Here is a 23,497-nt window from a genome sequence, read left to right on the forward strand (position 1 = left end):
GCGGGGACTGCGGCTCGCCCGCTGGGAGCACGGGCCAGAGATGGGGACGGGGGTGCGGGCCGGATGCGCCGTTGCTGTCCGGGGAACGGCGCATCCGGCAGTCGTGCGGGTTACTTGACGGCGATGGGGTTGACCGGGGAGCCGACCGCTCCGGTGATGGGGAGGGGTGCGGCGGTGAGCCAGAACTCGTACACGCCGTCCTCGGCGCAGTCCGCGGCCAGCGCGTCGAGGTCCCACATCTCGCCGATGAGCAGGCCCATGTTGGGGATGACGACCTGGTGCAGCGGCTGGAAGGCGTTGTCGAACTCGTTGGGGCGGACCTCGAAGCCCCAGGTGTCGGTGGCGATCGCGGCGATCTCGCTGCCGTGCAGCCATCCGGCGGTGGTGAACGACAGTCCGGGCGCGGGGCCGCCCGCGTACTCGCCCCAGCCGTCCCGCCGGGCGCGGGCGAGCCGTCCGGTACGGACGAGGACGAGGTCTCCGCGGCCGACCGTGACACCGTGCGCTTCGGCGGTCCGTTCGAGGTGCTCCTCGGTGATGGCGAATCCGTCGGGCAGCTCGCCGTCCGTGCCGACGACCAGGCCGACGTCGAGCAGCACGCCGCGTCCCGCGACGTACGGCGCCATGTGCTCGATGCCGGTGACGAGGTCACCCTCGCAGGTGACGACCTTCTCGGCGTCTCGTCCGTTCCACGCCTTGCCGTGGTCGAAGATGTGGCCGAGCCCGTCCCACTGGGTCGAGCACTGCAGCGGCATCGCGATCACGTCGTCGGCGCCGCCGATGCCATGCGGGAAGCCCTGGTTGCCGAGGGCCGCGTCGGTGCCGGTGTCAAGCATGGTGTGCACCGGGTTGGTGCGCCGGCGCCAGCCCTTTTGCGGGCCGTTCATGTCGAAGGACTGCGAGAGCGAGAAGCTGACGCCGCGCCGGACGAGCGCGGCACCTTCCCGGCGCTTGGCCTCGTCGAGGAGGTTCAGGGTGCCGAGTACATCGTCCTCGCCCCAACGCCCCCAGTTGGAGTACGACTTGGCGGCCTCGGCGATCGCGCCCTCGGGGTCGTGGCGGTTCACGAAGCGTCCCCGACGCACCGGGTGCGCTGGACGCCCAGACCGGTGATGGACCCCTCCATGACGTCGCCGTCGCGCAGCAGCCGTCCCCAGTGGATGCCGTTGCCGGCCGGACTTCCAGTCAACACCAGGTCACCGGGCAGGAGTTGAGCGCTCTGTGAGGCGTACGACACCAGCCGCGCGACCCCGAAGAGCATGTCCTTGGTGGACTCGTCCTGCATCGTCTGGCCGTTCAGCTTCAGCGTGACCCGCAGGTCACCGGGGTCCGCGATCGACTCGGCCGGGACGAGCCACGGGCCGAGCGGGGTGAAGCCGGGGGCGTTCTTGCTGCGCAGCCAGTCGGTGCCGATGGCCTTCATGTCCCGGCGGAAGACGGTGGCGCGGTCGGTGAGGTCGTTGGCGATCGTGTACCCGGCGACGTACTCCAGGGCCTCCTCGACGGAGATCCGGTGGGCCGGCTTGGCGATGACAGCCGCCAACTCCAGTTCCCAGTCCGGCTGTTCGGCCCAGGCCGGCAGCGTGACGTCGTCGTAGGGGCCCGTGATGGCGCCGGGCAGGCCGATGAAGACGTACGGCAGGTCCTCGGCGGCCCTCCGGTCCATGATCGCGGCGATCTCCGCGCGTGCCTCCTCGACGGTGCGCGGGTCGTCGGCGGCGCGGTGGGCGACCTCCAGGTCGATCACGTGCTGCCGGTAGTTGGCGCCGGACTGGAAGATCTGCCGCGGCTCGATGGGGGCGTGCACCCGCAGGCCCTCCAGCGGACGCCGGTCGAGGGTGTCGTCGTCCGCCAGGGCGCGCAGGAGGGGGAGGGTCATCTCCCACCGCTCCACCACGGCGCGCAGATCCGACGGCGCCCATTCCAGGGCGCTGCGTAGATCGAGTACCTGGTCTTTGGCCAGGAGGCCGGGAAACGGCTCCCCGTCCTGAGCGGAGAACGTGCCGAGCGCGAACGGGCCGACGGGTGCCGGGCCAGCAGGTGCCGGGCCGGCGGGTTGCGCGAGCGTTGCCATCAGATTTCCTCCTGCTGGGTTGCGGTCTACTCTGACCTCGATCGACCGATCACGGAAATCAATCCTGTGGATGTGCCGAATCCATGGCATGGATGGTTCTCGCTCGCTAGGTGGTTGCCCTGTGAACCTGTCCCGACTGGACCTCAACCTGGTCCTCGCCCTGCGCGCGCTGCTGGAGGAACGCAACGTGACCCGGGCCGGCGAACGCGTCGGGCTGAGCCAGCCCGCGATGAGCGCGGCGCTGTCCCGGCTGCGCCGCCATTTCGACGACGAACTGCTCGCCCGGACCGGCAACGCCTACGAACTGACCCCGCTCGGCACCGCCCTGCGCGACCGCAGCGCCACCGCGTGCGACCTGCTGGAGCGGGTCTTCTCCAGCCAGGCGGACTTCGAGCCGGCCGCGGAGACCCGCGAGTTCACCCTGCTCGCCTCCGACTACGGGGCGGCCGTGTTCGGTGCGGCACTTTCCCGCGCCCTGCACGAGGAGGCGCCCGGCATCCGGCTCACCTTCCAGCACCCGGCACCGTCCGTCGTGGAGAACACCACCACCGTGCTGAGCACCGTCGACGGACTGCTGATGCCGCACGGCGTGATCGACGGCTTCCCCGCCGTCGACCTCCACCAGGATCGCTGGCTGTGCCTGGTCGCCGACGATCACCCCGAGGTCGGTGACGACATCACCCTGGACCAGCTGGGGCGCCTGCCCTGGGCCGTCTACCAGCGTCCCTACGACGCCCCGGCGGCCCGCCAGCTCAGCATGATCGGGATCAGTCCCCGGGTGGAGGTGTCCGTGCAGACCTTCCAGCTGCTGCCCCACATGGTCGAGGGCACCCGCCGGGTCGCGATGATCCAGGAACGCCTCGCGCGCAAGGCGGTCCGCTCCGCCGCGGTGCGCGTCCTGCCCTGCCCCTTCGAGGCGGTACCGGTGCGGGAGGCGATGTGGTGGCACCCGGTGCACGCCCAGGACGCGGCCCACATCTGGCTGCGGCAGAAGGCCGCGGAGGTCGGTTCGACGCTGACGGGCAACGGCCACAGCAGCGGCAACGGCAACGGCCCGGGAAAGGCCGTCTCCGCCGAACAGGGCGCCGGGCTGCCGCAGGGTCGGCTCTGATCCGGTCCGGCGGCAGCCCGTGCGTGACGCGTCCTCGGCGGTCGGCCCGCGCACCCTCAGGCCAACTGCTCCGGCAGCGGCCGGGGATCGACGGCGCCCGCGCGGCGGCGGGCCGTCCACAGCCCCGCCGCGACGAGGGCGGCGGCCAGCCCCAGCACGCCCACCGCGCCCGCGAGACTGCCGACCGCCGACTCCCCGGCGAGCAGCACCAGCGGGCAGACGAACTCGCCGCCGAAGAAGGCCGCCAGCCACAGCCCCGTACCGCGCCCGCGGTCCTCGAACGCCAGACGGGACATCGCACTGGTCAGGAGGGCCGGCAGCAGCATGCCGGTGCCCACACAGTTGACCACCGCACCGATGACCAGCAGCGGTGCGCTGTCCGCGAGGAACATCACCCCGAAGCCGACCGCGCAGACCGCGAGAACGGCGGGCAGCATCGGATCGGGAGAACGCTTGAGCCGGGCGAAGGTGATCGCTCCGCCCACGGTGGCGGCACTGGCGATCGCGGTGGCCAGACCGATCACGCCGGGGTTCTCCACCCCGAGGTCGTCGAGCAGGTACGACATCTCCACCGGGACGGTGTAGAAGACCATCGCCCCGAAGAAGGTGAGGGCGCAGATGCCCGCCAACTGCCGCAAGGGGAACGAACGGCGGGCCTCCGCCTCGGCCACGGCCTCGTCGCCGGCCACGCGGGCCGCCGGGTTGGGCAGCACGATGGCCATCAGCGGGGCGAGCACCAGGCTCACGGCGTACACCCAGAACGGCACACGCCAGCCCGCCGATCCGGCGGCGCCGCCGAGCACGAAGAAGACGGTGGCCGACGCGGAGGCGCACATGGTCTGCAGGGCGAGGTACTTCACCCGCCGGTGACCGGAGTAGTAGTCGCCGATCAGGGTCGTGCAGCAGGTCATGATCGCCGCCTCGGCGACCCCGACCAGGGCGCGGCTGGCGATGATGCCGCCCAGGGAGTCCAGCCACAGCGGTGCCGTGCCGAACAGCGCGTACAAGACGGTCGCCACGACCAGCAGGCGCTTGCGGCCCACCCGGTCCACGATCACACCGGCGAACGGGGCCAGCAGTGCCAGTGCCAGCGCCGGAACGGTCAGCGCGAGGGGCACCAGCGCCTTGGCCCCCGGGACCGAGGCGAAGTGGTCCTGCATCTTCGGCAGCACCGGGGCGATCAGCACCGCCCCCAGGATCGGCAGGCAGCTGCCCGCCATCAGAAGGGTCACCCGCAGCAGGTGGGCCGGGCCCGAGACGGCGACGGCTGACGGAGTGGGGGTATCGACCGCGGCGGGAGGCGGCGGGGGCACGGAACCGGGCATGGCGACTCCAGGGGACGGTGTAAGGGAGCGGGCATGCCTCACGGGCGCCGACGACGCACGGCATGCGGGGTAGCTGGCACGCCGGCGGTATCCGGACAGCGGCGTGCGGTAGCGACGACTATGGGGGCGCCGAGGCGCCGGTGCCATCCCCAGCGCAATCCGAATCCCGTATCCGGGCTATCCACGCCGTGGATGGGATGGGCAACCGACAAGCAAACGGAAGACGTGCGCGGCCGTTCCTGCGCGCGGACAGCGGTGTCCCGGAACTCGGTCACCCCGGACCCCGGAACACCGCCCGCGGCACCCGAGCCCGCAGTCGGCACGGTCGCGCGCCCGCCAGGGGCGTCAGCGGACAGGCAGCGGCAGGACGCGCCGATATGCGGCAACGGCGACGGCCGCGACCACCGCATGCATCACCATCAGCGCAGCGACGGCCAGCGGCCCACTGCCGGGCGTACCGCCACCGAGCAGGGACAGATCGGGCACGAACGACACGACCACGAGCACGGGCACCAGCCACCTCAGCAACGCCGCCGGATTCTTGGAGACGCGACGGACGACCGCCCAGCCGATGGCGCCGAGGACGACGCCGAACACCGTCAGCGGCGCGTACGCGGACAGGTGCAGCGGAGCGAAGTCGTCCGACGCCCCCGCCGCATGGGCGAGCACCGCGACCACCGCGTTTCCGAGGACGGCCACGACAGCCGCGGCGAGAAGCCCCGCGACTATGGTCAGGGCGCGGGAGCGCGGCGAGGGCGGGGCGGGCGGTACGGCTTCGGGGACGGAACCGGACATGGGGACCTCCTGCGGAGAGCTCAAGAACGACAGGTGCAGCGCCAGAAAGGCAGACGTTTGATTTCTCAAACACTGGGGACGCTACCCCGACATGTTTGATCAGGCAAACATCTTGGCTAGAGTGGCCGCCATGACATCCCCCCGATGGCTCACTCCCGAAGAGCTGCGAGCCTGGATCAACTTCCTCGACTGCTCGACGCTGCTGAACGACTACCTCGATCAGCAGTTGCGGCGCGACGCGGCCGTGACGCACGCGGACTACAGCCTCCTGGCCCGCCTGTCCGGGGCGCCCGACCGCACCCTGGGGATGTCCATGCTCGCCGAGCAGTTGAAGTTCACCCGCAGCCGCCTCACGCGCGCGGTGATCCGCCTGGAGGAGTCCGGCTACGTGCGGCGCCGGGAGGATCCGGCCGACGGACGCGGACAGCTGGCCGAACTCACCGAAGCCGGCATGGAGTTGATGACCAAGGCCGCCCCCGGCCATGTGACCGCCGTCCGCCGCGTGGTGTTCGACGCCCTCAGCCCCGAACAGGTGGAGCAGCTCGCCACCATCACCGCCACCATGGTCGCCTCCCTCAAGCAGGCCGGCGAGGAGGACGCCTACCCGTCTGCCCTGCCGTGGCATCGCCGCTGACGCCGAGAGCCTCGAAGTCCGACAACCATCCCGGATGGCCACCAGGCCACCTGCCCAAGCCCGTTCGGGAGAACGCCATGCGCGTCGCGATCACCGGGTCCACCGGACTCATCGGATCCGCCCTCACCCACTCACTCCTCACCGACGGCCACCAGGTCGTTCGCCTCGTCCGCGATCGGTCGGCGCGCCCCGCGCAGGACAGCAGCGAGGCGGCGCAATGCGATCCGGCCGGTGGCCGCGTCCAGCCCGGCGCGCTCGACCCAGTGGACGCCGTCGTACACCTGGCCGACGCCGGGGTCGGAGACAAGCGATGGAGCGCCGCGTACAAGAAGGAGATCCGCCGCGGCCGCACACTGGGAACCCGGGCCATCGCGCGGGCCTGCGCCGAATCGTCCACCCCGCCCCGCGTCCTTGTCTCCGCGTCCGCGACCGGTTACTACGGCGACACCGGCGACAGGACCATCGAGGAGAGCGCGCCGCCCGGGGACGACTTCCTGGCTGCCGTATGCGTCGACTCGGAGGCCGCCGCGGACACTACCCGGGAGGCGGGCATCCGGGTGGTGCACCCCCGCACCGGCCTGGTGGTCTCCGCCACGGGCGGCGCCTTCGGCAGGCTCATCCCGCTCTTCCGCTTCGGTCCCGGCGGCCGACTCGGCTCCGGTGACCAGTACTGGCCGTTCATCTCGCTGACCGACCACATCGCGGCACTGCGCTTCGCGATCGACGACGAGACGCTCGCAGGCCCCGTCAACTTCACAGCCCCCGAACCACTGACGAACCGCGAGATCACGCGAGCGATGGGACGCGCCCGAAACATCGCCCCACGATCGCCTCCGTCCCTGCCTTCGCCCTCGGGGCGGCGCTCGGTGAGTTCGCCACGGGCATCACAGGCAGTTGCCGCGCCGTCCCGGCGATCCTGCACAAGGCGGGCTTCGCCTTCAGCCACCCCACGATCGACACGGCACTCCACTCGGTTCTCCGCGCGAGCTGACAGGTAGGGATGGACAGCGTCCCCCAGCAGCACTGCGCCGTCACCCCCACCGGTGACGGACACTACTTCCTCGTCAATCGCTACAGCGGGATCGCTCTCGCCGTCGACGAAGGCAGCACCGCCAACGGGGCCGCCGTCGAACAGCAGCCGTACGCGTCACTGACGCAGCAGCAATGGCGGATCGTCCGCTCCTGACGCTGCCCTTCACGGGCGGCGGCATCCCTGCCCTCGTCGCCACGTCGTACTTGGCCCCGGAAGCGACGTACCTGACCAACGGCCACGGCGTCCAGTTCGGGCAACCGGCCTGACACCCCCGCGCCGGGCTGCTCCGAACGCGACGTTCGGAGCAGCCCGGCGCCGACGGCGGGGTCAGTGCCGGGCGAACTGGACCCCCGTCGACTGCACGGCGTCCGGCCGCACGGCAATCCCGTTGACGGTCAGTCGTTCCCCGTAGATGTCGGTGAGCCTGATCGCCTTGCCGCATCCGGTGCCGTCGGGAGAGAGGAAGTAGTTGTAGTCCGTGCGGGTCAGTTGGCGCCAGCCGCCGCCAGTGCTGACCTCCAGCCGGGCGAGCGGGTTGCGGTGCCCGATGGCCTGGATGCCGCACCAGTAGGGGCTGGATCCGTTCTTGTAGCGGATCGAGATCGTGCCCACCGAGCTTGGGCTCACCAGGCTCCAGGTGATGCCGATCCGGCCGGTCGAGGTCGGGGCCAGTTTGGCGAAGGCCTGTTCGCTGAGGTCGAGTTGGCCCGGCGCACACGGCAGCGGGCATTCGTTGGTGATCCGGACCGTGACGGAGTTGCCGTTCGCCGCGCGCACGAGTATGTACGCCCCGCAGGCCTTGGACGTCTCGTAGTCGGTGGTGTTCATCGCCGCGATCATCATGTCGCTGCTCGGCCCGAACGAGCAGGCGCCGTCCCCGACCCCGGCCTTGTAGACGGTGGCGACTCCCGGGTAGGTGACGCTGCCTCGGATCCGCCCGGCCAGGGACGACGTGCCGGGCACCTTCTGCGCGGAGGCCCCTGACGACGTCTGAGACGGGGACGCGGCGCCCGTCGGCTTCTTGGACTCCGACTTCTTGGCCTTCGGCTTCTTGGCCTTGGGCGAAGCGGACTCCGCGGACGGGGAAGGCGTCTTCCCGGGCGGCGAAGGCAAGCTCGTCTCCTCGGCGTTGGCGACGGCCGTGGCCGCGGTCCGCGCGGCGTCCTCCTTGCCGTCCGGCCGCATCGTGATGGCCAGGCAGACAAGGAGACCTGTGACAACCAGCCCCGTGGTCGTACCCACCATCAGCCGGCGTCTGTGCCTGCGCTGCCGCGCGGCCTGGCGTGATTCTGGCATGTCCATCCGTTCGAAGAGCGTGTCGCTTGCACTACCCAGTGGCCGCCGGTGGCGAAAAGGTTGCCGCCGTTTTCGATTGGTTTCGGGGCGGGTCCGGGACAGGAACAGCCGGACGGCAGCGCCGGAGACGGAGCCTGCGACGACCACGTGCTGCCGCCCAAGAGCCCTTGGACGGGAGCACGGTCGTGCTGCGCGGAAATTGCGGTCCGGGGGTGGCGGGCCCAGGGCGCGCCACCCGCGAGGCACTCAGCCGATCTTGGTCATGTTCCACTGCTGCGGGGCCCCGCCGTTGGGGGTCCACTGGATGACCTGGGTGTTGTCCGCCGTGTTGTTGGCGTTGTCCAGGGCCTTTCCGCTGTGCCGGTTGATGAGCCGGAAGGCGCCGTTGCCGAGCGCGGTGACGGCCCACTGTTGCTGATGACTGCCGTTGTCGGTCCGCTGCACCATCACCCCGCTGTCGGAGGTGCTGTTGTTGTCGTCGAGGACCTTGCCGCTGCGGACGCAGACCAGCTTGTAGTACGGGCGCTTGCTTCAGTCTCCACGCAGGCAACGGAGCTCCCGTCGTCAGGCCGTCTCGGGGGACTGCCTGTCGACGGGAGCTCCGCACCCCTACTACTTCTCAACACACGGGCTCGCGAACCCCCTTGTCACCAGGGCGCGTACCCCTGATCACCCGGTCTTGGATCAAGCCTTGAACGTCCACATCAGGTTGGTGCTGTCCTGCCACGTCCACTGCTTGACCACGGCCCCTTCGGCGACCATGCCGCCGCCGTCGAGGACCAGTCCCGTGGTGCGGTTGGCGATCGAGTACCGGCTCTGACCGCGGTGGGTGATCTGCCACTGCTGGTTGGTGCCGCCGTTCCAGGGGGCCTGGCGGGCCGGGTCGCCGTTGCCGGTGGCGCCCCAGCCGTCGGCGGCCAGGCCGTTGGTGCGATTGACGAGCCGGTAGTAGCCGTTCCCGAGTTCGATCGCCTGCCACTGGACGTTGGCGTTGTCCACCATCTCCCACTGCTTCAGGTTCGAGCCGCTGGAGAAACTGCCGCCGCTGTCCAGGACCAGGCCGCTCGTGACGTTGCCCAGGCGGAAGTACGTGGCCGGGTTGAACGTCACCTTCAGCGAGGCGATGGTGTCATTGTTGCCGGTCGTCCGAAGGTCGGCGGCGTTCGAGGTGAACGTCCAGGCGGTGCCGGTGAAGTTGTCGCCGGAGTAGCCCGTCACCTGGTAGCCGTCGGGCACCAGGATGGAGGAGGCCATGGCGGGCCCCAGACCGGCGGCGGACAGCTGGGAGGAGCTGTAGCTGCCCAGCTGCAGAACGCCGCGGGCGCCTTGGTAGTCGACGTTCTGGAACACCGACGGCGAGACCCTCGTGGGCATGCCCTGGACCTCGACGCACACCACGGGGAGGGTGGCGTTCGGGGCGGTGGTCGGCACGGTGACGTTGATCTGGTCGGTGACGGTGTACGAGAGCGAGACCGAGGGGTTGTTCAACAGATAGACGCGGCTGATCGTGTTGTCCATCCTCGGGATCCGCAGCTGGCCGTTCGTGGGCCAGGTGAAGACATGGGCGAAGAGCTTGCCGTTCTTCTTGGTGAGCTTCCCCCACGAGGGTTCGGTGGCGAACGGGCTGCCGCTGGTGCCGTGGATGCTGTCGCTGTGCGTCGACATCCATGAGGCCAGGCCGTTCAGAACGGTCTGGGTTCCCGCTGTGACCGAGCCATCGCCCTTGGGGCCGATGTTCAACAGGAGGTTGCCGTCCCGGGAGACCACGGTGACGAGCTCTTGGACGATGTCCTTGAGAGATCTGTAGGAGTTCTCTCGCGACGCGTTGTAACCCCAGGCGCCGTTCATGGTGGCGCACCGCTCCCACGGTCGGCTCATCGGCTCGCCGGGTATTCCGAACTCCGCGACCGCGTAGTCACCGAGACGGTGGTCCCGCTTGACCCGTTCGTTGACGATGAGGTTGGGCTTGCGGGCCATGAGCCAGTTGTAGAGGTCGACGCCGTCCGATGTCAGCCACCAGTTTTCCAGGGTGGGGGTGGCAGGTTCGCCGAACCAGTCGCCGTCGAACCACAGCAGTGCCGGGTCGTAGCGGTCCAGCAGTTCCTGAAGCTGCGCCTTCATGTCGGCGATGTAGGCGGTGCGGGCGGCCTGCGACGACATAGTCGTAAGGCCGTTGTCGTGGCGGTCGGTCTGGGAAGGGTGGTCCCAGTCGAGGATCGAGTAGTACAGGCAGAACTTGATCCCACGGCTCTCGCACTCGTTCTTGAGGTTCATGAGCGGGTCGGTCTGGACCCCGCCGAAGTCGTGCAGGTTGTACAGCTTGGTGCCGGTGGTGTCCTTGAAGCCCGGGACGTTGGAGTCCCACATCGCGTAGCCCTCGTGGTGCTTGGCGGTGATCACGAGGTACTTCATGCCGGCGTTCTTGGCCAGCTCGGCGATCTGGGCGGCGTTGAACTGGCTGGGGTTGAAGTTCTGGGTGACCTGGGTCTGGTAGTTCGCCTTGCTCCACTGCGAGTTGGTGAACGCCCACTCGCCCTGGCCGAGCTGCGAGTACGACCCGAAGTGGATGAACATCCCGAACCGGGCCTGGTACCACCAGTCCATCTTCGACGCGACGGTGTACGCCTCGGCGGTGGAGGGCCACAAGGCCTGCGGCAGCCCGAAGGCCGCCACTCCTCCGGCAAGGGCGGCGGCCTTCATCAGAGAGCGCCTGCTGAGGGGAGCTGAGGACATGGGTGCGGCTCCATGAGTCAAGGGGGAGGGAAGGCAGGGAGTTACGAGCGGAATGCCGGCCCGAGCACTCCGCTCCGCGTGGCGCCACGAGGAGACATCGGATGGATTTATATGAGTCCGGTGGTGGCCGTGTCTAGAGGTGAGCGAGAAATACCCCGCAGAAGGGACGCTTTGCGGGATTATCGGAGGCGACAAAGGCCGTTGAGGATCCGTCACACCGAGACACCCTCCCCATACATAGGATCTCTCAGTGCTGACCAGGCAAAGGCGAGGGACCCACGCCGCGGTGGCACGGGCCCTTCGCCGGAAGGCCGTCACAGAGCGATGAGCTTCCAGTCCTGGTTCGACCCGTCGGTGGTGGGCCACTGGATGACCTTGACACCGTCCGTGGTGGAGGCGTCCTTGATGTCGGCGCACCATCCGTCGCGGACATTGACGAGCCGGTAGTAGCCGCTGGTCAGGGAAGGCACCAGCTTCCACCCCTGGTTGTCGCCGCCGTCGTCGGTCGACTGGGAGGGCCGCGCCCTGGGTGGAACCGTCCGGGCTCCAGGGGTTTGCCGCTGCGGACGTTGACCAGCCGGTAGGAGCCGTCGGCATTCGGCAGCGGTTTCCACTGTTGGTTGGTGCCGCCGGTCGAGGGCCACTGGATGATGGCGGCGCCGTCGGTGCTGGAGGCGTCGCTGACGTCCATGACCTTGCCGCTCTTGCGGTTCACCAGCCGGTAGGTGCCCAGATCCGCGGTGAAGGGCCGGTCGTAGACCTCCAGGCTGCGGATGGACGCCCATACCGAGGCAGGGAGCCCAGTGACCGTCACCCGTATGTAGCGTGCCTGTGCGCGGAAGGCGGAGCCCTGCACTCCGACGCGCCTCACCTGCGTGTTGACCACCCTCCTGAGCGTGACCGCCCTCCTTGCCACCGGCTCCCCCGCCCAGGTGGCCACGGTCAGCACGCTGCGGGACGCGGGCGACGGTTACGTCCGCGTCCTCGCCCAGCGCAGCGGCAAGTGCCTGGACGTCGCGAACGGCTCCCCCGCCGACGATGCCTTCGTGAACCGGTACCGCTGCACCACCGGCACCAACCGGCAGTGGCAGTTCCAGGACCAGTCAGGCGGCTACTACCGGCTCGTCGCCCGGCACAGCGGCAAGTGCCTGGACGTGGCGGACGCTCCACCACCAATGGCGCACGCCTCATCCCGTGGCCCTGCGGCACCGGCGCCAACCGGCAGTTCCAGCGACGCCGCGGCATGACAACCGTCCATACCGTGCAGGGACATCACGTTGAAGCCGTGAGCAGTGCAAGAGGCTACGGACACGGCAGGAACGGGGGGTCATGCGGTTCGGCACCGTCGTGTCCCTCCGTCGTCGACGGCCAAGCCCGGACGCTGCTGGGTGAAGTGTCGGGCGGCTGCCAGGAGAAGGACCGCCAGCGCGGCCGGCGCCGCATAGGCGAGACGGAACTGGCCGGTGGAGCCGAGGAGTCCGCCCACTGCGCCACCGGTGATGACACCGACGTAGTTGAAGAGGTTCAGCCGCGCCAGGACCGCTTCCGAGGCTGCGGGACGCAGCCGCGCGGCGGAGGCCAGACACAGCGGAGCCAGGACGGACGCCCCCAGGCCCACCGTCCCGGCCGCGAGAACGGCGACCGGCCAGCTCGGTGCGGCGGCCATGCCTGCCAGGGCGCCCGCGACCAGCAGGGCCGCGCCGCGGACGACGGCGACCGCTTCGAACCGTTGCACGAGCCGATCGGTGGCGGCGCGACCGACGACCGTGCCGGCCTGGTAGGCCGCGTACGCCAGCGGCGCGACCGTGAGGGACGCGGCGAGGGTCTGGCGTAGATAGACGGCCGACCAGGCCGAGACGGTGGAGTCGACGACGTAGACGACGAGGAGGACCAGGCCGAACGGGATGAGCCGGATCCACAGGCGACGCCCCAGCGGCGGCTGCGCGACGGCGTCCGACGACCGCGCGGAAGAGGCGGGCAGGGTGTTGGTGCGCATACAGACGGCGAGGAGCAGCACGATCCCGGCCTGAACGCTCAGGCCGGCGGCTACGGGCCACTCCAGCCGGGCGGCCCCGGCAGTGAGCAGGGCCGCGACCACACCGCCCACGCTCCATGCCGTGTAGAAGGAGCCGAAGATACTGCGGCCGTAGGCGCGTTCGATCGCCGCTGCCTGGGTGTTGACCCCGACATCGAGGGCACCGACAGCGAGCCCGAAGAGGATGTACGCGCAGATGGCGGTCGCCTCGTCGGGGGCCCACCCGATGAGCACCAGCGCGGCGGCGGCCGTCAGCAGGGCCCCGCGCATCGTGGCGAGGGGACCGGCACGGCGGATCGCGGCCAGACCCAGGAAGCTGCCGCCCCCCGCCATCAGCGCCACCGCGACCATCAGGGTGGTCGTCAGGAGCGGAGCCAGTCTCAGGTGTTCCGTGACAGCGGGGACGGTTGTGTAGACGGCAGCAACAGAGACACCTTGCGCGGCGAACGCGAGGGTCGCGCCCTTGCGGGCGCCGGACCTGGAGACCGGGTGCCCGGCCGCTGTCCGGGCTGGAGCATTGAAGGACATCACGCTGTCGCGCCCTCATTTCCGTGCGGGTTACCGAAACCGTATGCAGGCGCGGCAGGCAGGCTCAGGACGCCGGGGGCCGTACAGGGGACTTCGGGGGCCAGCCCTGGCGACCGGTGACGGCCGATGCCTCTAGGGTGATCGTTCGAGCAGAAGGTGAGTGCGATGTCCCTTGCCCCCGGTCCGGCAGACCCTCCCGGGACCAGCCGCAGCACGTCGGCGACGATCCAGCCGAACATCCTGCGCTATCTCGTCGTGGTCGCCGACGAGCGCGGTGTCGATCTGCGGCCGCTGCTGAAGCAGATGGCACTGGACGAGACGGTCATGCGCTCCGCCGCGCTGCGGGTGTCGTACAGGCAGGGCAGCGCGGTGATCCGTCGTGCGCTGGAGCTCACCAGGGACCAGCACCTGGGGCTGAAGGTCGGCGCGGCGCAGCACCTGACCGCGTGGGGCCTGCTCGGCTTCGCCCTGATGGCCGACGACACGCTGCGGCACGCCATCGAGACCGGGGTGAAGTATCAGAACCTGTCCGGGGCGATGGTGGTGTGGTCGGCCGGTGTGGGCGAGGAGGACGACGCCTTTGTGCTGCGCGCCGATCTTCCCGATCCCGCCATGGACCCGGCCGTGGCGTCCTTCCTGAGTGAGGAGGCGTTCGCCTCCGTGGTCACGCTGTCCCGGCTGGCCGTCGACCCGGCCTTCGCTCCGCGGGCAGTGGAGTTCTCTTTTCCGCCACCGCGCCAACGCGACCTGTACGACGCCCTGTTCCGTTGTCCGGTCCGCTTCGGCGCCCCCGCGAACCGCATGGTCATCGACCCCGCGTGGGCCCGTATCCGGATGCCCGGCCGGGATCCGGTGAGCTACGCGTCGACGCTGGAGACGCTCGACGCGCAGATGGCTTCCCGCCGTGACCAGCAGGATCTGCTGGAGGTGCTGGAGATCTCCGTCGCGCAGGGCCTGCCGTTGGTGCCTTCGTTCGGCGAGCAGGCGCGGCGGCATGCGACGAGCGAGCGGACGCTGCGCCGTCGGCTGGCCGACTGCGGCACGACGTACGAGGCACTCGCCGAGGGAGTGCGCCGCGAACGCGTCGAACAGCTGTTGCTCCGCCCGGAACTGACCCTGCGCGACATCGCCCGCCAGGCGGGATTCTCCGACGAACGGGCGCTGCGTCGCGCGGTACGCCGCTGGCACGGTACCTCGCCGGTCCAGCTGCGGGAGCGGATGCGTACGGATCGCCTTTGAGGCTGAGGTCAGCGGGTGCGGATCCAGATCGTCTTCTCCCGGGTCCACTGCTCAAAGGCGTTGGTGGACTTCTCCACTCCCCCGAATCCGGACTGCTTCCAGCCGCCGAAGGGGGTGGTGATGTCGCCCTCGCTGTAGGCGTTCACGGAGATCACGCCGGTCTCGATGCCGCGTGCCAGCCGAAACGCGCTGTCGAGGTCACGGGTCCATACGGACGCGGCGAGCCCGTACTCGGTGGCGTTGGCCAGACGTACCGCCTCGTCCTCGGAGGTGAAGGTCTGGACGGTGACGACGGGACCGAACAGCTCCTTGGTGAGGACGTCGCTTCCCTCAGGGGCTCGGGTGATCACGGTGGGCGGGTGGTAGGCGCCGCGCGCAGGCAGCCCGTGAGGCAGTCCCCCGGTGTGGATCTGGGCTCCGCCGGCCCGGGCGGACTCCACGGCTCCCGCTACCCGGTCGAAGGCGGCGTGGTTGATGAGCGGCCCCATCTGCGTGCGCGGGTCGGCCGGATCGCCGATGACGAGCTCTCCCGCGGCTGCCGTGAACCGCTCCAGGACCTCCTCGGCGATACTGCGGTGGACCAGGACCCGGGAGCCGGCCGTGCAGTTCTGCCCCATGGTCAGGAACGCGGCCTCGATCATGTTGTCGATGAGCTCGTCGCCGTAAGAGAGCGCGTCGGCCATCAGCACCTGGGGGCTCTTGCCCCCCATCTCCAGCGAGACGCGCTTGAAGTTGCTCTCGGCGGCGTCCTTGAGGATGCGGCGGCCGGTCGCGGTGGACCCGGTGAAGGAGAGCGCCCCTACGAGGGGGTGACGGGCGAGGGCCGCCCCGGCTTCCCGACCGTACCCCGGCAGTACCGTGAGTACCCCGTCGGGCAGGCCGGCCTCGGCTGCGAGTGCGGCCAGGTGCAGGGCCGAGCGCGGGGTCGCCTCGGCGGGCTTGACCAGCAGACAGTTGCCGGCGGCCAGCGCCGGTCCTACCTTCCATGCGGTCATGGCGAGCGGGTAGTTCCACGGCAGGATCGCCGCGACGACCCCGACCGGTTCGCGGCTGATGAGACCGAGACCGTCGGGCCCGCTCGGTGCGATGCGGCCGAAGACCTTGTCGGCCGCCTCGGCGAACCAGCGGATCGACTCGATCGCGCCCGGTACGTCGCCCGAACGGCACTCCGTGATCGGCTTGCCCGCGTCCTCGCTGTCCAGCCGGGCGAGGATCTCCGCGTCGCGTTCCATGAGGTTGGCCAGCCGCAGCAGCACCGCGCCGCGCTCCCGGACCGGCAGCCGCGACCACACCCCGGCGTCGTGGACCTGGCGGGCCTGCTCGGCGGCCTTGGCGACGTCGTCGGCGCCCGCGGCGGGCAAGGTGATGATCGGCTCACCGGTGGCGGGGTTGAGGACGTGCAGCGTCTCGTTCGTGCTCATGCTTCCTCCACCAGTTCCCAGCGCCCGTCGGTCCGGCGGGCCAGCCCGCGTCGGCGGAGTTCCTCCAGATAGCGGGCCATGCCGCGGTCACCGCGCTTGCGGAACAGCGGGAAGACCCGAGGCAGCAGGTTCGGCATGAGCATCGCGAACCGCACCAGACGGGACTCACCGGGCCGGGGGTAGGCCTCCAGTCGGGGCTTGTCCAGCAGGCTCACCACGGCCGCGACGACGTCGGCGGGCTGCTGGGGCGGGTCCTGGAACTGCATGGAGTTCCCGCCGTCCACGGCTTCCTGACGCAGCATCCGGGTGTCGGTCGCCGACGGCAGCACCGACCCGGCCAGAATGCCCTTGCTCCTCAGGTCGAGCCCGATGGCCAGCATCGCGCCACGCAGCCCGAACTTGGAAGCCGTGTAGATCGGGGTCTCGCCCAGCGGGAAGATCCCGCCGAGGGAGACCGTGGTGACCACCCGGGCGTCCAGGGAAGCCATGAGAAGAGGGATGGCGATCCGGGTCGCGACCAGCGGTGAGGTCAGGTTGAGGGTGATCTCCCGCTCGATGCTCTCGACGCTGCGGACGTCGAAGCGTTCCGCGCTGGTCATGCCCACGTTGTTGACGAGTACGTCGAGGCGACCGTGGTCGTCGGCGACCACGTCGAACAACCGCTCCACCTGGGCGCGGTCCATCAGATCGCAGCCGATGCCCGTGTGGCCGGTGCCCGGAAGTTCCGCGGCGATCTTCTTGGCGCGGACCCCGTCGATGTCGACGACGACGCAGCGGGCGCCGCCGGAGGCGAAGCGGCGGCACAGCGCGCTGCCGATGCCGCCCGCGCCGCCGGTCACCAGGACGACCTTGTCGGTGAAGTCGAACCCACTCATGCCGTCGCCTCCGCGGGTCGAAGGGATCGCACGGACGGTGGCCGGCCCTCGGTGCGCCAGCCCATCTCCCCCGCGACCTTGCCCAGGTACTTCACGAAGGCCCCGCTGTCGACGTAGCCGGTGTGGCGGGGCGAGTCGACGAACTTCAGCCCGCCGGACAGATCCGGCCGGTCGGCACGGATCCTCTGGGCGAACCTCTCCGCGTTCGGCCGCTGGTGCCGTACGTCGTGGAGATACCCGGCGATCAACTGCGCCTGGGAGTCGAAGAGCTGGTACGCACCGGAGTTGGTCTCGACGAAGCCGATGCCGAACAGACCCTCGTGCTCGCGCGAGAACGACGACAGGTACAGATCGGGGTGCTGCTCGTCGCCGAAGTACCGCTGCGCGACCGGCACTTTGTGGACGTAGCCGGTGGCCAGCAGCACGAGATCGAAGTCGTCGCTGGTGCCGTCGGTGAAGTGCACGGTCCGGCCCTCGGTGCGGGTGATCCCGGGCCTGGCGGTGATGTCGCCGTGCTGGAGGTGGTGGATCAGCATCGAGTTGATGGCCGGGTGGGTCTCGAACAGCTTGTGGTCGGGCTTCGGCAGCCCCAGTCGCGTCGGGTCGCCGTTGATGATCCGCAGGAGGGCACCGAAGACCCGCTGCGCCAGCCACGTCGGCAGGTGCGGCCCGCTGTTGGCGATGGTGTCCACGGGCCGGCCGAAGAGGTGCTTGGGGATGAACCAGTACCCACGCCGCATGCTGATCACCGCGTGGTCCGCGCTCCGGGCCGCGTCGCACGCGATGTCGCAGCCGGAGTTCCCCGCGCCCACGACCAGGACCCGCTTGCCCCGCAGCTCCTCCGCGCTGCGATAATCGACGGTGTGCCGCACCTCCCCGCTGAACTCCCCCGGCAGTTCGGGGACGTTGGGGTGCCACTGCGAGCCCGTACACACCACGACCTGCCCATGCACGCTTTCCTGCCCGTCGGCCCGGGTGACCGTCCAGGTGCCGTCCGCGTTCTTCTCGACGCTTTCGGCCTCGACGCCGAACTCGATGCGGTCGGTCAGCCCGTAGGCATCGGCGAAGGATGTGAGGTACGACAGGATCTGCCGGTGCGGCGGGTAGTCCGCGAAGTGGTCGGGCATCGGAAAACCGCCGAACCCTGACAACGTCCTGCTCGAAATGAAATGGGCCGACTCGTACATCGGGCTGCCGGGATTGTCGATGTCCCAGATACCGCCGGGCCCGGTGTGCCGCTCCAGGTGCGTGTACGGCAGATTCCGCTCCGCCAGGGCCCTGGCAACCGCCAGCCCGGCAGGTCCCGCCCCGATCACGCACGTATCAAACTGGCTTTCCTTCACGGACCTGCCTCCTCGTTCATCCCGCTTCACGGGTGTTGAAGGAAACGTATTCACCCGCCGTTCAGCGGGAACTGACCTGCGCGGCCACGGACCGGACCTCAGCGGCCGCGCGACCACTGGCATCCATCCGCGGGCAGTGGAACCGGGCCGGAGGCGCCAGCGGCCTCACCCTCCCCACGGAGAGGATCCCGAGCGGCGGCAACCTGTACCAGATCGCGGTCGTGGTCGCCGCCCTGTCCATGGCGCTCACCCTCTACGTCCGGCACAGCGCCTTCGGCCTGCGCCTCACCGCCGTACGCGACAACGAGCCGGCCGCCGCGGGACTCGGTGTGTCCGTCTACCGGCACCGACTCGCCGCACGCGTCCCCACCAGCGCATTCACGGGCCTGGCCGGAGCGGTGATCGCTTTCCAGTTCGTCGTCATCTCCCGTTCGGCGTGGCAAGCGTCAACTGGAGCCTGAACGCGGTGCTCATGGCCGTGGTCGGCGGCGCCGGCACGGTACTCGGACCCGCCGTCGGCGTGGGAGTCGTCTACTACGGACTGGCCCGTTCCCTTCAGGACCAACAGACTCTTTCCCTGGTCATCGAAGGAGTCCTGCTGATCCTGATCGTGCGCTTCGCCCCGCGGGGAGCCTGGTCCTTGATCTGCCGAGCGGTACGGCTCCCGGCCGCCCGCCGCCGGACCCCTGCGACCGCGGCGGACACCGGCTCCGACGCCGGCGCCCGGACTCTGGAGCACGCATGACAGCGTCGGAGGGCTGTGTGAGGGATACGTCTTCCTCGTCCCGGTGACGACCGCATCGGCTTCGCCAACGCCACCACAGCTGTCTGAGGTGAACACGGCCGGTGAAAGGGCGATCGCCGTCCCCGGGGGCGCCGCGGAGGCAGCCCACGTGGGGGCGATCGCCGTGTCTCTACCGAGCCTCGCCGACTGCGCACGGTCGTGGCAACCGTGCAGGCCAGCGCGGCCATCGCCTCCAGCTGGCCGTCCAGCCCGTCGAGGCAGGCGCGGTAGGTGTCCGGGCGACCAGCAGCGGCGCGGGCAGCACGGGCGCGGCCGGCAGGATGCGGCTGTCCGGCTACCGACGGCTCAGCCCTCGCTACGAGCCCGATCCCCGCAACTACCTGGCCTTTCTCGGCCTCGCCGCCGCACTGTGCTGCTGCAAACGACTTGTCAGCCTCACCGCGTAGGACACGGTCTTACTCGGAATTCTCTTCGCAAACCTGGTAGGTCTTGGTCCAGGTGGCTCCGCAGCGGCAGGAGGAGTGCTCCACGAGCAGCTCACCGTTCTCGGTGACTCCGAGCCCTCGGTTGATGCGGACGTGCACATGCTCAGACATGGGCGGACTTCTTCCTTCCCGCCAGCCGGCCGGCCGACCAGACGACAGGCTGAGCACCACCATCCTCCGCAGGTATGCAGGAGGGCGTGTAGGAGCCACGTCACATCCGTTGGGTCCGGCCGCATGCCCTCTGCTGTGCCGGATGATCATCCTGATGGATCAGAAGATCCTCTGGTCTCCGGCTCCCGCAGGTCGACCTGCGCATGGAGACCTACATCCAGAACACCAAACGGGACAACGACACTGAAATCGTCGAACTCTTCCGCAAGGCACAGTCCGAGAGCTGTGAGGGCGCCGAACTCGGCTGACGGGGTCTTCGCTCCCGGCTCGGCGGCTGACCGACACACGGGCACACACAGCGAACGTGTCGTGCCTGGCTGCGCGGCTTGCCGGCCCCAACGCGAACGCCTGTGGCCCGGCCGTCTCCGGTCGGGCCACAGGCCAGGACGCCTGGCCGTCAGCCGGCGAGTTCCTTCTTCTCCTCGGTGTGACTGATCTCGATCTTGCGGGGCTTGGCCTCCTCAACCACCGGGATCTTGACCGTCAGCACCCCGGCGTCGTAACTGGCCTCGATGCGCTCGACGTCCAGGGTCTCACCGAGGAACAGCTGCCGCCGGAAGACACCGTACGGCCGCTCTGTCGCGAGCATCTGCGACTGGGCAACGTCCGGCGCAAGGCGCTCGGCGCGCACGGTCAGCACGTTCTGCTCGACACTCAGATCGATGCCGTCCGGGTCGATACCGGGAAGATCCAGGTGGACCCAGAACGCGCCCTCGCGCTCGTAGGCGTCCATCGGCATGGTCACCGGCCGGGCCACGGTCCCCAGCAGCTGCTCGGCCAGGCGGTCCAGATCACGGAAGGGATCGGTGCGCAGCAGCATTCGGTCACACTCCCCTCGGACAGTGACAGGGCCGTCAGGGACGGCCGTTTCCACGGACCTCTCTCACCACCCCATATACCCCAAAGCAGTCATATTGACAATACGCGGGTAAGGTTATATGCCTTCTTGGTGGGAGATTCTCGGATTTCGCGCAGGTCAAGCGGCCGTGGAGGTGAGGACGATGCCCGGGCAGCGACCGCGGCGCGATCACTATGCGGTCCTCGGCGTCCCCCGTTCCGCCTCGGCCGGAGAAATCACCTCCGCCTATCGCAGACTGGTGCGGCTCCTGCACCCGGACGCCCAGCCGGCTGATCCGGCGGCAGCCGATCGACTCGCCGATGTCCTCACCGCCTACGACACGCTGGGCGACCCCGGACAGCGCGCGGCATACGACGCCGGGCGGCCCGGCCCCGCGCAGCGGACGGGTACTGGTCGGCCGGTACCCGTGCATGTCACCCGGAGGCCGCGGACCTCGCCTGCGAGGCCCGCGGCCCGGAACAGGACAGGGTGCGAGACGTCCAGCCCGCAGGGTGGTCCGGATGGGCTGTTCTTCTCGGCGTCGGCGCGCATCGGCCCCCGGATCGCGATACTTCCGCCGGGATGGGATGACCAAGGGCTGGTCACCCGGGTCCTGCAGTGGCTGCGGCAGGACCCGCGGCTGCGTTGACCTCCGTGTGAGGCCGCGCCGCCCCGGCGCCCGCATGGGACGGTCAGGCCGTCCGGGGAGCGCCCGAGTCCTTCGTCGGGGCTGTGTTGCGGGGGCGCGTCCGCCGCCTCGTGCATCAGCATCAGGCGGTGCAGGTCGTAGAAGCTCCGGCCTCGGCCGCGCGGAGGCGAAGACAGTGGGCCCACTGAAGGCGCTGCCGCGCCTCAGCTTCAATGGCGAGCCTGCTGAGGGTGTCGGGTGGGTGAGATGAGCGTGCGCGGCGTGCCAGAAGGATGCCCGTGGACAGACGCGGTGGCGATTGGTACGTCCGTGCTGCTCGAGGTAGTCGGCGAGTCGGAACACCGGCCCTGCGAACGAAGGAATCGTCGAGGCCGGAGACGGGGTGCCAGGTGGGCGGCGTCTTGGGCGGCTGGCGGACCGGCGCAGCGGTGATTGTTTGCCGTGGACGGGGTGGGCGAGTTCGGCGAAGGCCGCCTCTGCCCAGTCGTCGCCGAGATGGTCGAAATCGGTGTCGCTGAGGTAATCGACTGCGGCGTCGGTGAGGAATGCCTGCGGAAGATGGAGGCCAACACCGAGGCGACGTGCATCCATCGCTGCCTCAAGTACCGCCCTGGCGGCCGGGGTGCACTGCCCCGCGAGCGACACAGCCTCGGACTGCGCCCTCTCGCGGTGCTCGAAGCAGCCGGTGGCTCTTCACCCTGCACAAGCCGAGCACCGGGCTCGTCCTCGTCCTCGTCCTCGTCCGCACCATGGCATGGCCTGCTGAATCATCACCCACCAGCCGAGCGGCCAGGCCAACACGGCCCACGAGCCGGGCACGGCGGCCGGGACACCGGTCCTCGCGCGATCGCCCAGTCAGGAATCCTGTCCGACCAGGCCGTCCAAGGGGCAAGGTCGCTTCACGGCTGAAGCCGATCTTCCTCAGCCAACGCGGCCGCTCCACGTGTCCCGACAGCGGCGAAGACGCCCGCCAGGATGTATCCGAAACCAGGCAGCCATGCGAAGCCGGTGACCTGCACATCAGAGTGCAGCGTGGCCGCAAGGAGACCGATCGCAACAAGGTGCAGGGCCCCAAGCCCAACGAGGAACATGACGACGAACCAGTGATAGATCCGGTACACGCGGCGCAACAGGGCAACCACCGCGGCCAGGATCAGGAGCAGCAGCACGGCGGTCACAGCGGCACATATCCATTGTGACCGCACCTCATACGCCTCGGCCTGGGGCCCAGGATCAGAAGCTGCCACTATCCCCAAGCCCAGTAGGGCCATGGGCAACAACGCGACGGCAGCAGCCACGAACCGAGCCCAGGGCGCCCGTACTCCCACTGTCGTTGCCAGCAGGAAGGCGACCCACGACCACGCGAACGCGGGAACCAGGTAGAACTGCACCACCGGGTGGATCGCGGCGCTGACGTACGGCTCCAGGCGATCACCTGCATCCACGCCTGGAAATGAGCGTTCGCCGCCCCTCGCCCACGGCAACACCACGCTGGACATCGCAGCCAGCGACGCCACCAACCCACCGGCCAGCCCCACCCACCGCATCCCCCGACCTGTCATGCGGTCACGGTAACGATCGAGGGATGTGTACACAACCGACGGCGGAAAGCCGGATCCGGGAGTGACGCCGAACGGCTGTCGCTGTACGCCGGCCGGAGACGGACCATCGGAGCCGGAGCTGCGCTGTGGATGACCAGCCGCCCAACGGCACGCCACAGAGGGCTCGTCACCACGCTCCGCAGAACCAGCATCACCCGCAGATACTCCTGCACCCGCCAGCCCTCCCCTTCCAGTCCGTCTTCGCCACTATGACTGAGCGTTTTCCAACCTCGGTTCCTCTGTCAGATCCGTTGATTCCAAGGCGCCTTCGGTGGCTGTGTAAGTGAGCAGCGCTCAGTTGCACAGCCCTCCGACTACACCTGGGTCAGGGCCAGGACCCCAGTGTGTGGACTGCCAGGAAAACGCAGAGCGTCAGCTGCACCGCCCCGATAACTCGGTGCCCGATCCGCAGCAGCACTACGGCCGTTACGCCGACCGTCAGAGTCAGGGCGCCGAATCCCATAACTGGCGCCCAGTCCAGGGGTGGCACGCTGGTCGTTGTCTGTCCGGCGTTGTTGTCCATCCGGCCCAGGCCCGTACGGCGAGCACGATGACGACCAACAACC

24 protein-coding genes and 3 pseudogenes are annotated in these 23,497 nt (G+C 69.4%); 11 read left to right on the forward strand and 16 right to left on the reverse strand.

Annotated features, from left to right (window positions below):
- Positions 1-110 precede the first annotated feature (110 nt).
- Together ACWBNA_RS32595 and ACWBNA_RS32600 are read right to left on the reverse strand one after the other, a co-directional pair.
- Positions 111-1,067: a cyclase family protein gene (locus ACWBNA_RS32595; RefSeq protein WP_482708103.1), complete on the reverse strand. Its 957-nt coding sequence runs from the start codon at positions 1,065-1,067 to the stop codon at positions 111-113.
- Complete coding sequence (locus ACWBNA_RS32600; RefSeq protein WP_482708104.1) at positions 1,064-2,074, reverse strand: fumarylacetoacetate hydrolase family protein; 1,011 nt, start codon at positions 2,072-2,074, stop codon at positions 1,064-1,066. The genes ACWBNA_RS32595 and ACWBNA_RS32600 overlap by 4 nt, the downstream gene beginning before the upstream one ends.
- Positions 2,075-2,195: 121 nt before the next feature.
- On the opposite strand from ACWBNA_RS32600, the gene ACWBNA_RS32605 reads away from it, so the two are divergent.
- Positions 2,196-3,185 (forward strand): LysR family transcriptional regulator, encoded by a 990-nt coding sequence (locus ACWBNA_RS32605; RefSeq protein WP_482708105.1) that lies wholly within the window; start codon positions 2,196-2,198, stop codon positions 3,183-3,185.
- A 56-nt stretch (positions 3,186-3,241) separates the two neighbouring features.
- On the opposite strand, the gene ACWBNA_RS32610 is transcribed toward ACWBNA_RS32605, so the two are convergent.
- Both ACWBNA_RS32610 and ACWBNA_RS32615 read right to left on the reverse strand, forming a co-directional pair.
- A complete protein-coding gene (locus ACWBNA_RS32610; RefSeq protein ID WP_482708106.1) occupies positions 3,242-4,510 on the reverse strand; it encodes an MFS transporter in 1,269 nt (422 codons plus the stop codon).
- 345 nt (positions 4,511-4,855) lie between these two features.
- The gene (locus ACWBNA_RS32615) at positions 4,856-5,305 is read right to left on the reverse strand and encodes a DUF6069 family protein (protein ID WP_482708107.1); all 450 of its coding nucleotides are present in this window, start codon (positions 5,303-5,305) and stop codon (positions 4,856-4,858) included.
- A 130-nt stretch (positions 5,306-5,435) separates the two neighbouring features.
- Here ACWBNA_RS32615 and ACWBNA_RS32620 point away from each other — a divergent pair, with 130 nt between their 5' ends.
- The 4 genes and pseudogenes from ACWBNA_RS32620 to ACWBNA_RS32635 all read left to right on the forward strand — a co-directional run bounded on the left by ACWBNA_RS32620 (position 5,436) and on the right by ACWBNA_RS32635 (position 7,238).
- Entirely contained in the window at positions 5,436-5,939 is a 504-nt protein-coding gene (locus ACWBNA_RS32620; protein WP_482708109.1) for a MarR family winged helix-turn-helix transcriptional regulator, read from the forward strand.
- A gap of 77 nt (positions 5,940-6,016) precedes the next feature.
- Positions 6,017-6,930, forward strand: a pseudogene (locus tag ACWBNA_RS32625) (TIGR01777 family oxidoreductase).
- Between the two features lie 9 nt (positions 6,931-6,939).
- On the forward strand, positions 6,940-7,125 hold the full coding sequence (locus tag ACWBNA_RS32630) for an RICIN domain-containing protein (RefSeq protein ID WP_482708110.1): 186 nt from the start codon (positions 6,940-6,942) through the stop codon (positions 7,123-7,125).
- Complete coding sequence (locus ACWBNA_RS32635; RefSeq protein ID WP_482708111.1) at positions 7,104-7,238, forward strand: hypothetical protein; 135 nt, start codon at positions 7,104-7,106, stop codon at positions 7,236-7,238. Before ACWBNA_RS32630 ends, ACWBNA_RS32635 begins: the two co-directional genes overlap by 22 nt.
- A 61-nt stretch (positions 7,239-7,299) precedes the next feature.
- On the opposite strand, the gene ACWBNA_RS32640 is transcribed toward ACWBNA_RS32635, so the two are convergent.
- The 5 genes and pseudogenes from ACWBNA_RS32640 to ACWBNA_RS32660 form a co-directional block, all read right to left on the reverse strand.
- A complete protein-coding gene (locus ACWBNA_RS32640) occupies positions 7,300-8,268 on the reverse strand; it encodes an expansin EXLX1 family cellulose-binding protein (RefSeq protein WP_482708112.1) in 969 nt (322 codons plus the stop codon).
- A gap of 246 nt (positions 8,269-8,514) precedes the next feature.
- A pseudogene (locus ACWBNA_RS32645) lies at positions 8,515-8,781 on the reverse strand (RICIN domain-containing protein); the annotation flags it as partial.
- 171 nt (positions 8,782-8,952) lie between these two features.
- Entirely contained in the window at positions 8,953-11,001 is a 2,049-nt protein-coding gene (locus tag ACWBNA_RS32650; protein ID WP_482708113.1) for an alpha-L-fucosidase, read from the reverse strand.
- A gap of 314 nt (positions 11,002-11,315) precedes the next feature.
- Complete coding sequence (locus ACWBNA_RS32655; RefSeq protein ID WP_482708114.1) at positions 11,316-11,471, reverse strand: RICIN domain-containing protein; 156 nt, start codon at positions 11,469-11,471, stop codon at positions 11,316-11,318.
- Positions 11,459-11,815, reverse strand: coding sequence for an RICIN domain-containing protein (locus ACWBNA_RS32660; protein WP_482708115.1), 357 nt, complete (start codon positions 11,813-11,815; stop codon positions 11,459-11,461). The genes ACWBNA_RS32655 and ACWBNA_RS32660 overlap by 13 nt, the downstream gene beginning before the upstream one ends.
- Positions 11,816-11,897: 82 nt before the next feature.
- On the opposite strand from ACWBNA_RS32660, the gene ACWBNA_RS32665 reads away from it, so the two are divergent.
- The gene (locus ACWBNA_RS32665; RefSeq protein WP_482708116.1) at positions 11,898-12,248 is read left to right on the forward strand and encodes an RICIN domain-containing protein; all 351 of its coding nucleotides are present in this window, start codon (positions 11,898-11,900) and stop codon (positions 12,246-12,248) included.
- Between the two features lie 80 nt (positions 12,249-12,328).
- Here ACWBNA_RS32665 and ACWBNA_RS32670 read toward each other — a convergent pair whose 3' ends face one another.
- Complete coding sequence (locus ACWBNA_RS32670; RefSeq protein WP_482708117.1) at positions 12,329-13,564, reverse strand: MFS transporter; 1,236 nt, start codon at positions 13,562-13,564, stop codon at positions 12,329-12,331.
- 165 nt (positions 13,565-13,729) lie between these two features.
- Between ACWBNA_RS32670 and ACWBNA_RS32675 the strand changes: the two genes are divergently transcribed.
- Positions 13,730-14,803, forward strand: a complete 1,074-nt coding sequence (locus ACWBNA_RS32675) for an AraC family transcriptional regulator (RefSeq protein WP_482708118.1) — start codon at positions 13,730-13,732, stop codon at positions 14,801-14,803.
- Between the two features lie 8 nt (positions 14,804-14,811).
- On the opposite strand, the gene ACWBNA_RS32680 is transcribed toward ACWBNA_RS32675, so the two are convergent.
- Genes ACWBNA_RS32680 through ACWBNA_RS32690 form a run of 3 tightly spaced genes read right to left on the reverse strand, consistent with a single transcriptional unit; the run spans position 14,812 to position 18,442 of the window.
- Positions 14,812-16,224 (reverse strand): aldehyde dehydrogenase family protein, encoded by a 1,413-nt coding sequence (locus ACWBNA_RS32680; protein WP_482708119.1) that lies wholly within the window; start codon positions 16,222-16,224, stop codon positions 14,812-14,814.
- Positions 16,221-17,099, reverse strand: coding sequence for an SDR family NAD(P)-dependent oxidoreductase (locus ACWBNA_RS32685; protein WP_482708120.1), 879 nt, complete (start codon positions 17,097-17,099; stop codon positions 16,221-16,223). Before ACWBNA_RS32685 ends, ACWBNA_RS32680 begins: the two co-directional genes overlap by 4 nt.
- Positions 17,096-18,442: a flavin-containing monooxygenase gene (locus tag ACWBNA_RS32690; protein ID WP_482708121.1), complete on the reverse strand. Its 1,347-nt coding sequence runs from the start codon at positions 18,440-18,442 to the stop codon at positions 17,096-17,098. Before ACWBNA_RS32690 ends, ACWBNA_RS32685 begins: the two co-directional genes overlap by 4 nt.
- Positions 18,443-18,474: 32 nt before the next feature.
- On the opposite strand from ACWBNA_RS32690, the gene ACWBNA_RS32695 reads away from it, so the two are divergent.
- The 3 genes and pseudogenes from ACWBNA_RS32695 to ACWBNA_RS32705 form a co-directional block, all read left to right on the forward strand.
- Positions 18,475-18,903, forward strand: coding sequence for an ABC transporter permease subunit (locus ACWBNA_RS32695; protein WP_482708122.1), 429 nt, complete (start codon positions 18,475-18,477; stop codon positions 18,901-18,903).
- The gene (locus ACWBNA_RS32700) at positions 18,879-19,187 is read left to right on the forward strand and encodes a hypothetical protein (RefSeq protein WP_482708123.1); all 309 of its coding nucleotides are present in this window, start codon (positions 18,879-18,881) and stop codon (positions 19,185-19,187) included. The genes ACWBNA_RS32695 and ACWBNA_RS32700 overlap by 25 nt, the downstream gene beginning before the upstream one ends.
- A gap of 266 nt (positions 19,188-19,453) precedes the next feature.
- Positions 19,454-19,633 (forward strand): annotated as a pseudogene (locus ACWBNA_RS32705) (IS5/IS1182 family transposase); the annotation flags it as partial.
- Positions 19,634-19,642: 9 nt separating this feature from the next.
- On the opposite strand, the gene ACWBNA_RS32710 reads toward ACWBNA_RS32705, so the two are convergent.
- Both ACWBNA_RS32710 and ACWBNA_RS32715 read right to left on the reverse strand, forming a co-directional pair.
- Positions 19,643-19,783, reverse strand: a complete 141-nt coding sequence (locus tag ACWBNA_RS32710) for a hypothetical protein (protein WP_482708124.1) — start codon at positions 19,781-19,783, stop codon at positions 19,643-19,645.
- 457 nt (positions 19,784-20,240) lie between these two features.
- Complete coding sequence (locus ACWBNA_RS32715; RefSeq protein ID WP_482708125.1) at positions 20,241-20,663, reverse strand: Hsp20/alpha crystallin family protein; 423 nt, start codon at positions 20,661-20,663, stop codon at positions 20,241-20,243.
- Between the two features lie 181 nt (positions 20,664-20,844).
- Between ACWBNA_RS32715 and ACWBNA_RS32720 the strand changes: the two genes are divergently transcribed.
- Entirely contained in the window at positions 20,845-21,330 is a 486-nt protein-coding gene (locus tag ACWBNA_RS32720; RefSeq protein ID WP_482708126.1) for a J domain-containing protein, read from the forward strand.
- 899 nt (positions 21,331-22,229) lie between these two features.
- Here the strand turns inward: ACWBNA_RS32720 and ACWBNA_RS32725 are convergent.
- Positions 22,230-22,829 carry a hypothetical protein gene (locus ACWBNA_RS32725; protein ID WP_482708127.1) on the reverse strand — a complete coding sequence of 200 codons (600 nt, stop codon included), beginning with the start codon at positions 22,827-22,829 and terminating at the stop codon, positions 22,230-22,232.
- Positions 22,830-23,497 lie beyond the last annotated feature (668 nt).

This window comes from Streptomyces sp. Q2 (assembly GCF_056820935.1).

What these genes read in the sequence shown, in the direction of transcription:
- ACWBNA_RS32600 (WP_482708104.1), bottom strand. Translation starts at nt 2,074, where the DNA reads ATGGCAACGCTCGCGCAACCCGCCGGCCCGGCACCTGCTGGCCCGGCA.
- ACWBNA_RS32610 (WP_482708106.1), bottom strand. Translation starts at nt 4,510, where the DNA reads ATGCCCGGTTCCGTGCCCCCGCCGCCTCCCGCCGCGGTCGATACCCCC.
- ACWBNA_RS32615 (WP_482708107.1), bottom strand. Translation starts at nt 5,305, where the DNA reads ATGTCCGGTTCCGTCCCCGAAGCCGTACCGCCCGCCCCGCCCTCGCCG.
- ACWBNA_RS32620 (WP_482708109.1), top strand. Translation starts at nt 5,436, where the DNA reads ATGACATCCCCCCGATGGCTCACTCCCGAAGAGCTGCGAGCCTGGATC.
- ACWBNA_RS32630 (WP_482708110.1), top strand. Translation starts at nt 6,940, where the DNA reads ATGGACAGCGTCCCCCAGCAGCACTGCGCCGTCACCCCCACCGGTGAC.
- ACWBNA_RS32635 (WP_482708111.1), top strand. Translation starts at nt 7,104, where the DNA reads ATGGCGGATCGTCCGCTCCTGACGCTGCCCTTCACGGGCGGCGGCATC.
- ACWBNA_RS32640 (WP_482708112.1), bottom strand. Translation starts at nt 8,268, where the DNA reads ATGCCAGAATCACGCCAGGCCGCGCGGCAGCGCAGGCACAGACGCCGG.
- ACWBNA_RS32650 (WP_482708113.1), bottom strand. Translation starts at nt 11,001, where the DNA reads ATGTCCTCAGCTCCCCTCAGCAGGCGCTCTCTGATGAAGGCCGCCGCC.
- ACWBNA_RS32670 (WP_482708117.1), bottom strand. Translation starts at nt 13,564, where the DNA reads ATGTCCTTCAATGCTCCAGCCCGGACAGCGGCCGGGCACCCGGTCTCC.
- ACWBNA_RS32675 (WP_482708118.1), top strand. Translation starts at nt 13,730, where the DNA reads ATGTCCCTTGCCCCCGGTCCGGCAGACCCTCCCGGGACCAGCCGCAGC.
- ACWBNA_RS32680 (WP_482708119.1), bottom strand. Translation starts at nt 16,224, where the DNA reads ATGAGCACGAACGAGACGCTGCACGTCCTCAACCCCGCCACCGGTGAG.
- ACWBNA_RS32685 (WP_482708120.1), bottom strand. Translation starts at nt 17,099, where the DNA reads ATGAGTGGGTTCGACTTCACCGACAAGGTCGTCCTGGTGACCGGCGGC.
- ACWBNA_RS32710 (WP_482708124.1), bottom strand. Translation starts at nt 19,783, where the DNA reads ATGTCTGAGCATGTGCACGTCCGCATCAACCGAGGGCTCGGAGTCACC.
- ACWBNA_RS32715 (WP_482708125.1), bottom strand. Translation starts at nt 20,663, where the DNA reads ATGCTGCTGCGCACCGATCCCTTCCGTGATCTGGACCGCCTGGCCGAG.
- ACWBNA_RS32720 (WP_482708126.1), top strand. Translation starts at nt 20,845, where the DNA reads ATGCCCGGGCAGCGACCGCGGCGCGATCACTATGCGGTCCTCGGCGTC.
- ACWBNA_RS32725 (WP_482708127.1), bottom strand. Translation starts at nt 22,829, where the DNA reads ATGTCCAGCGTGGTGTTGCCGTGGGCGAGGGGCGGCGAACGCTCATTT.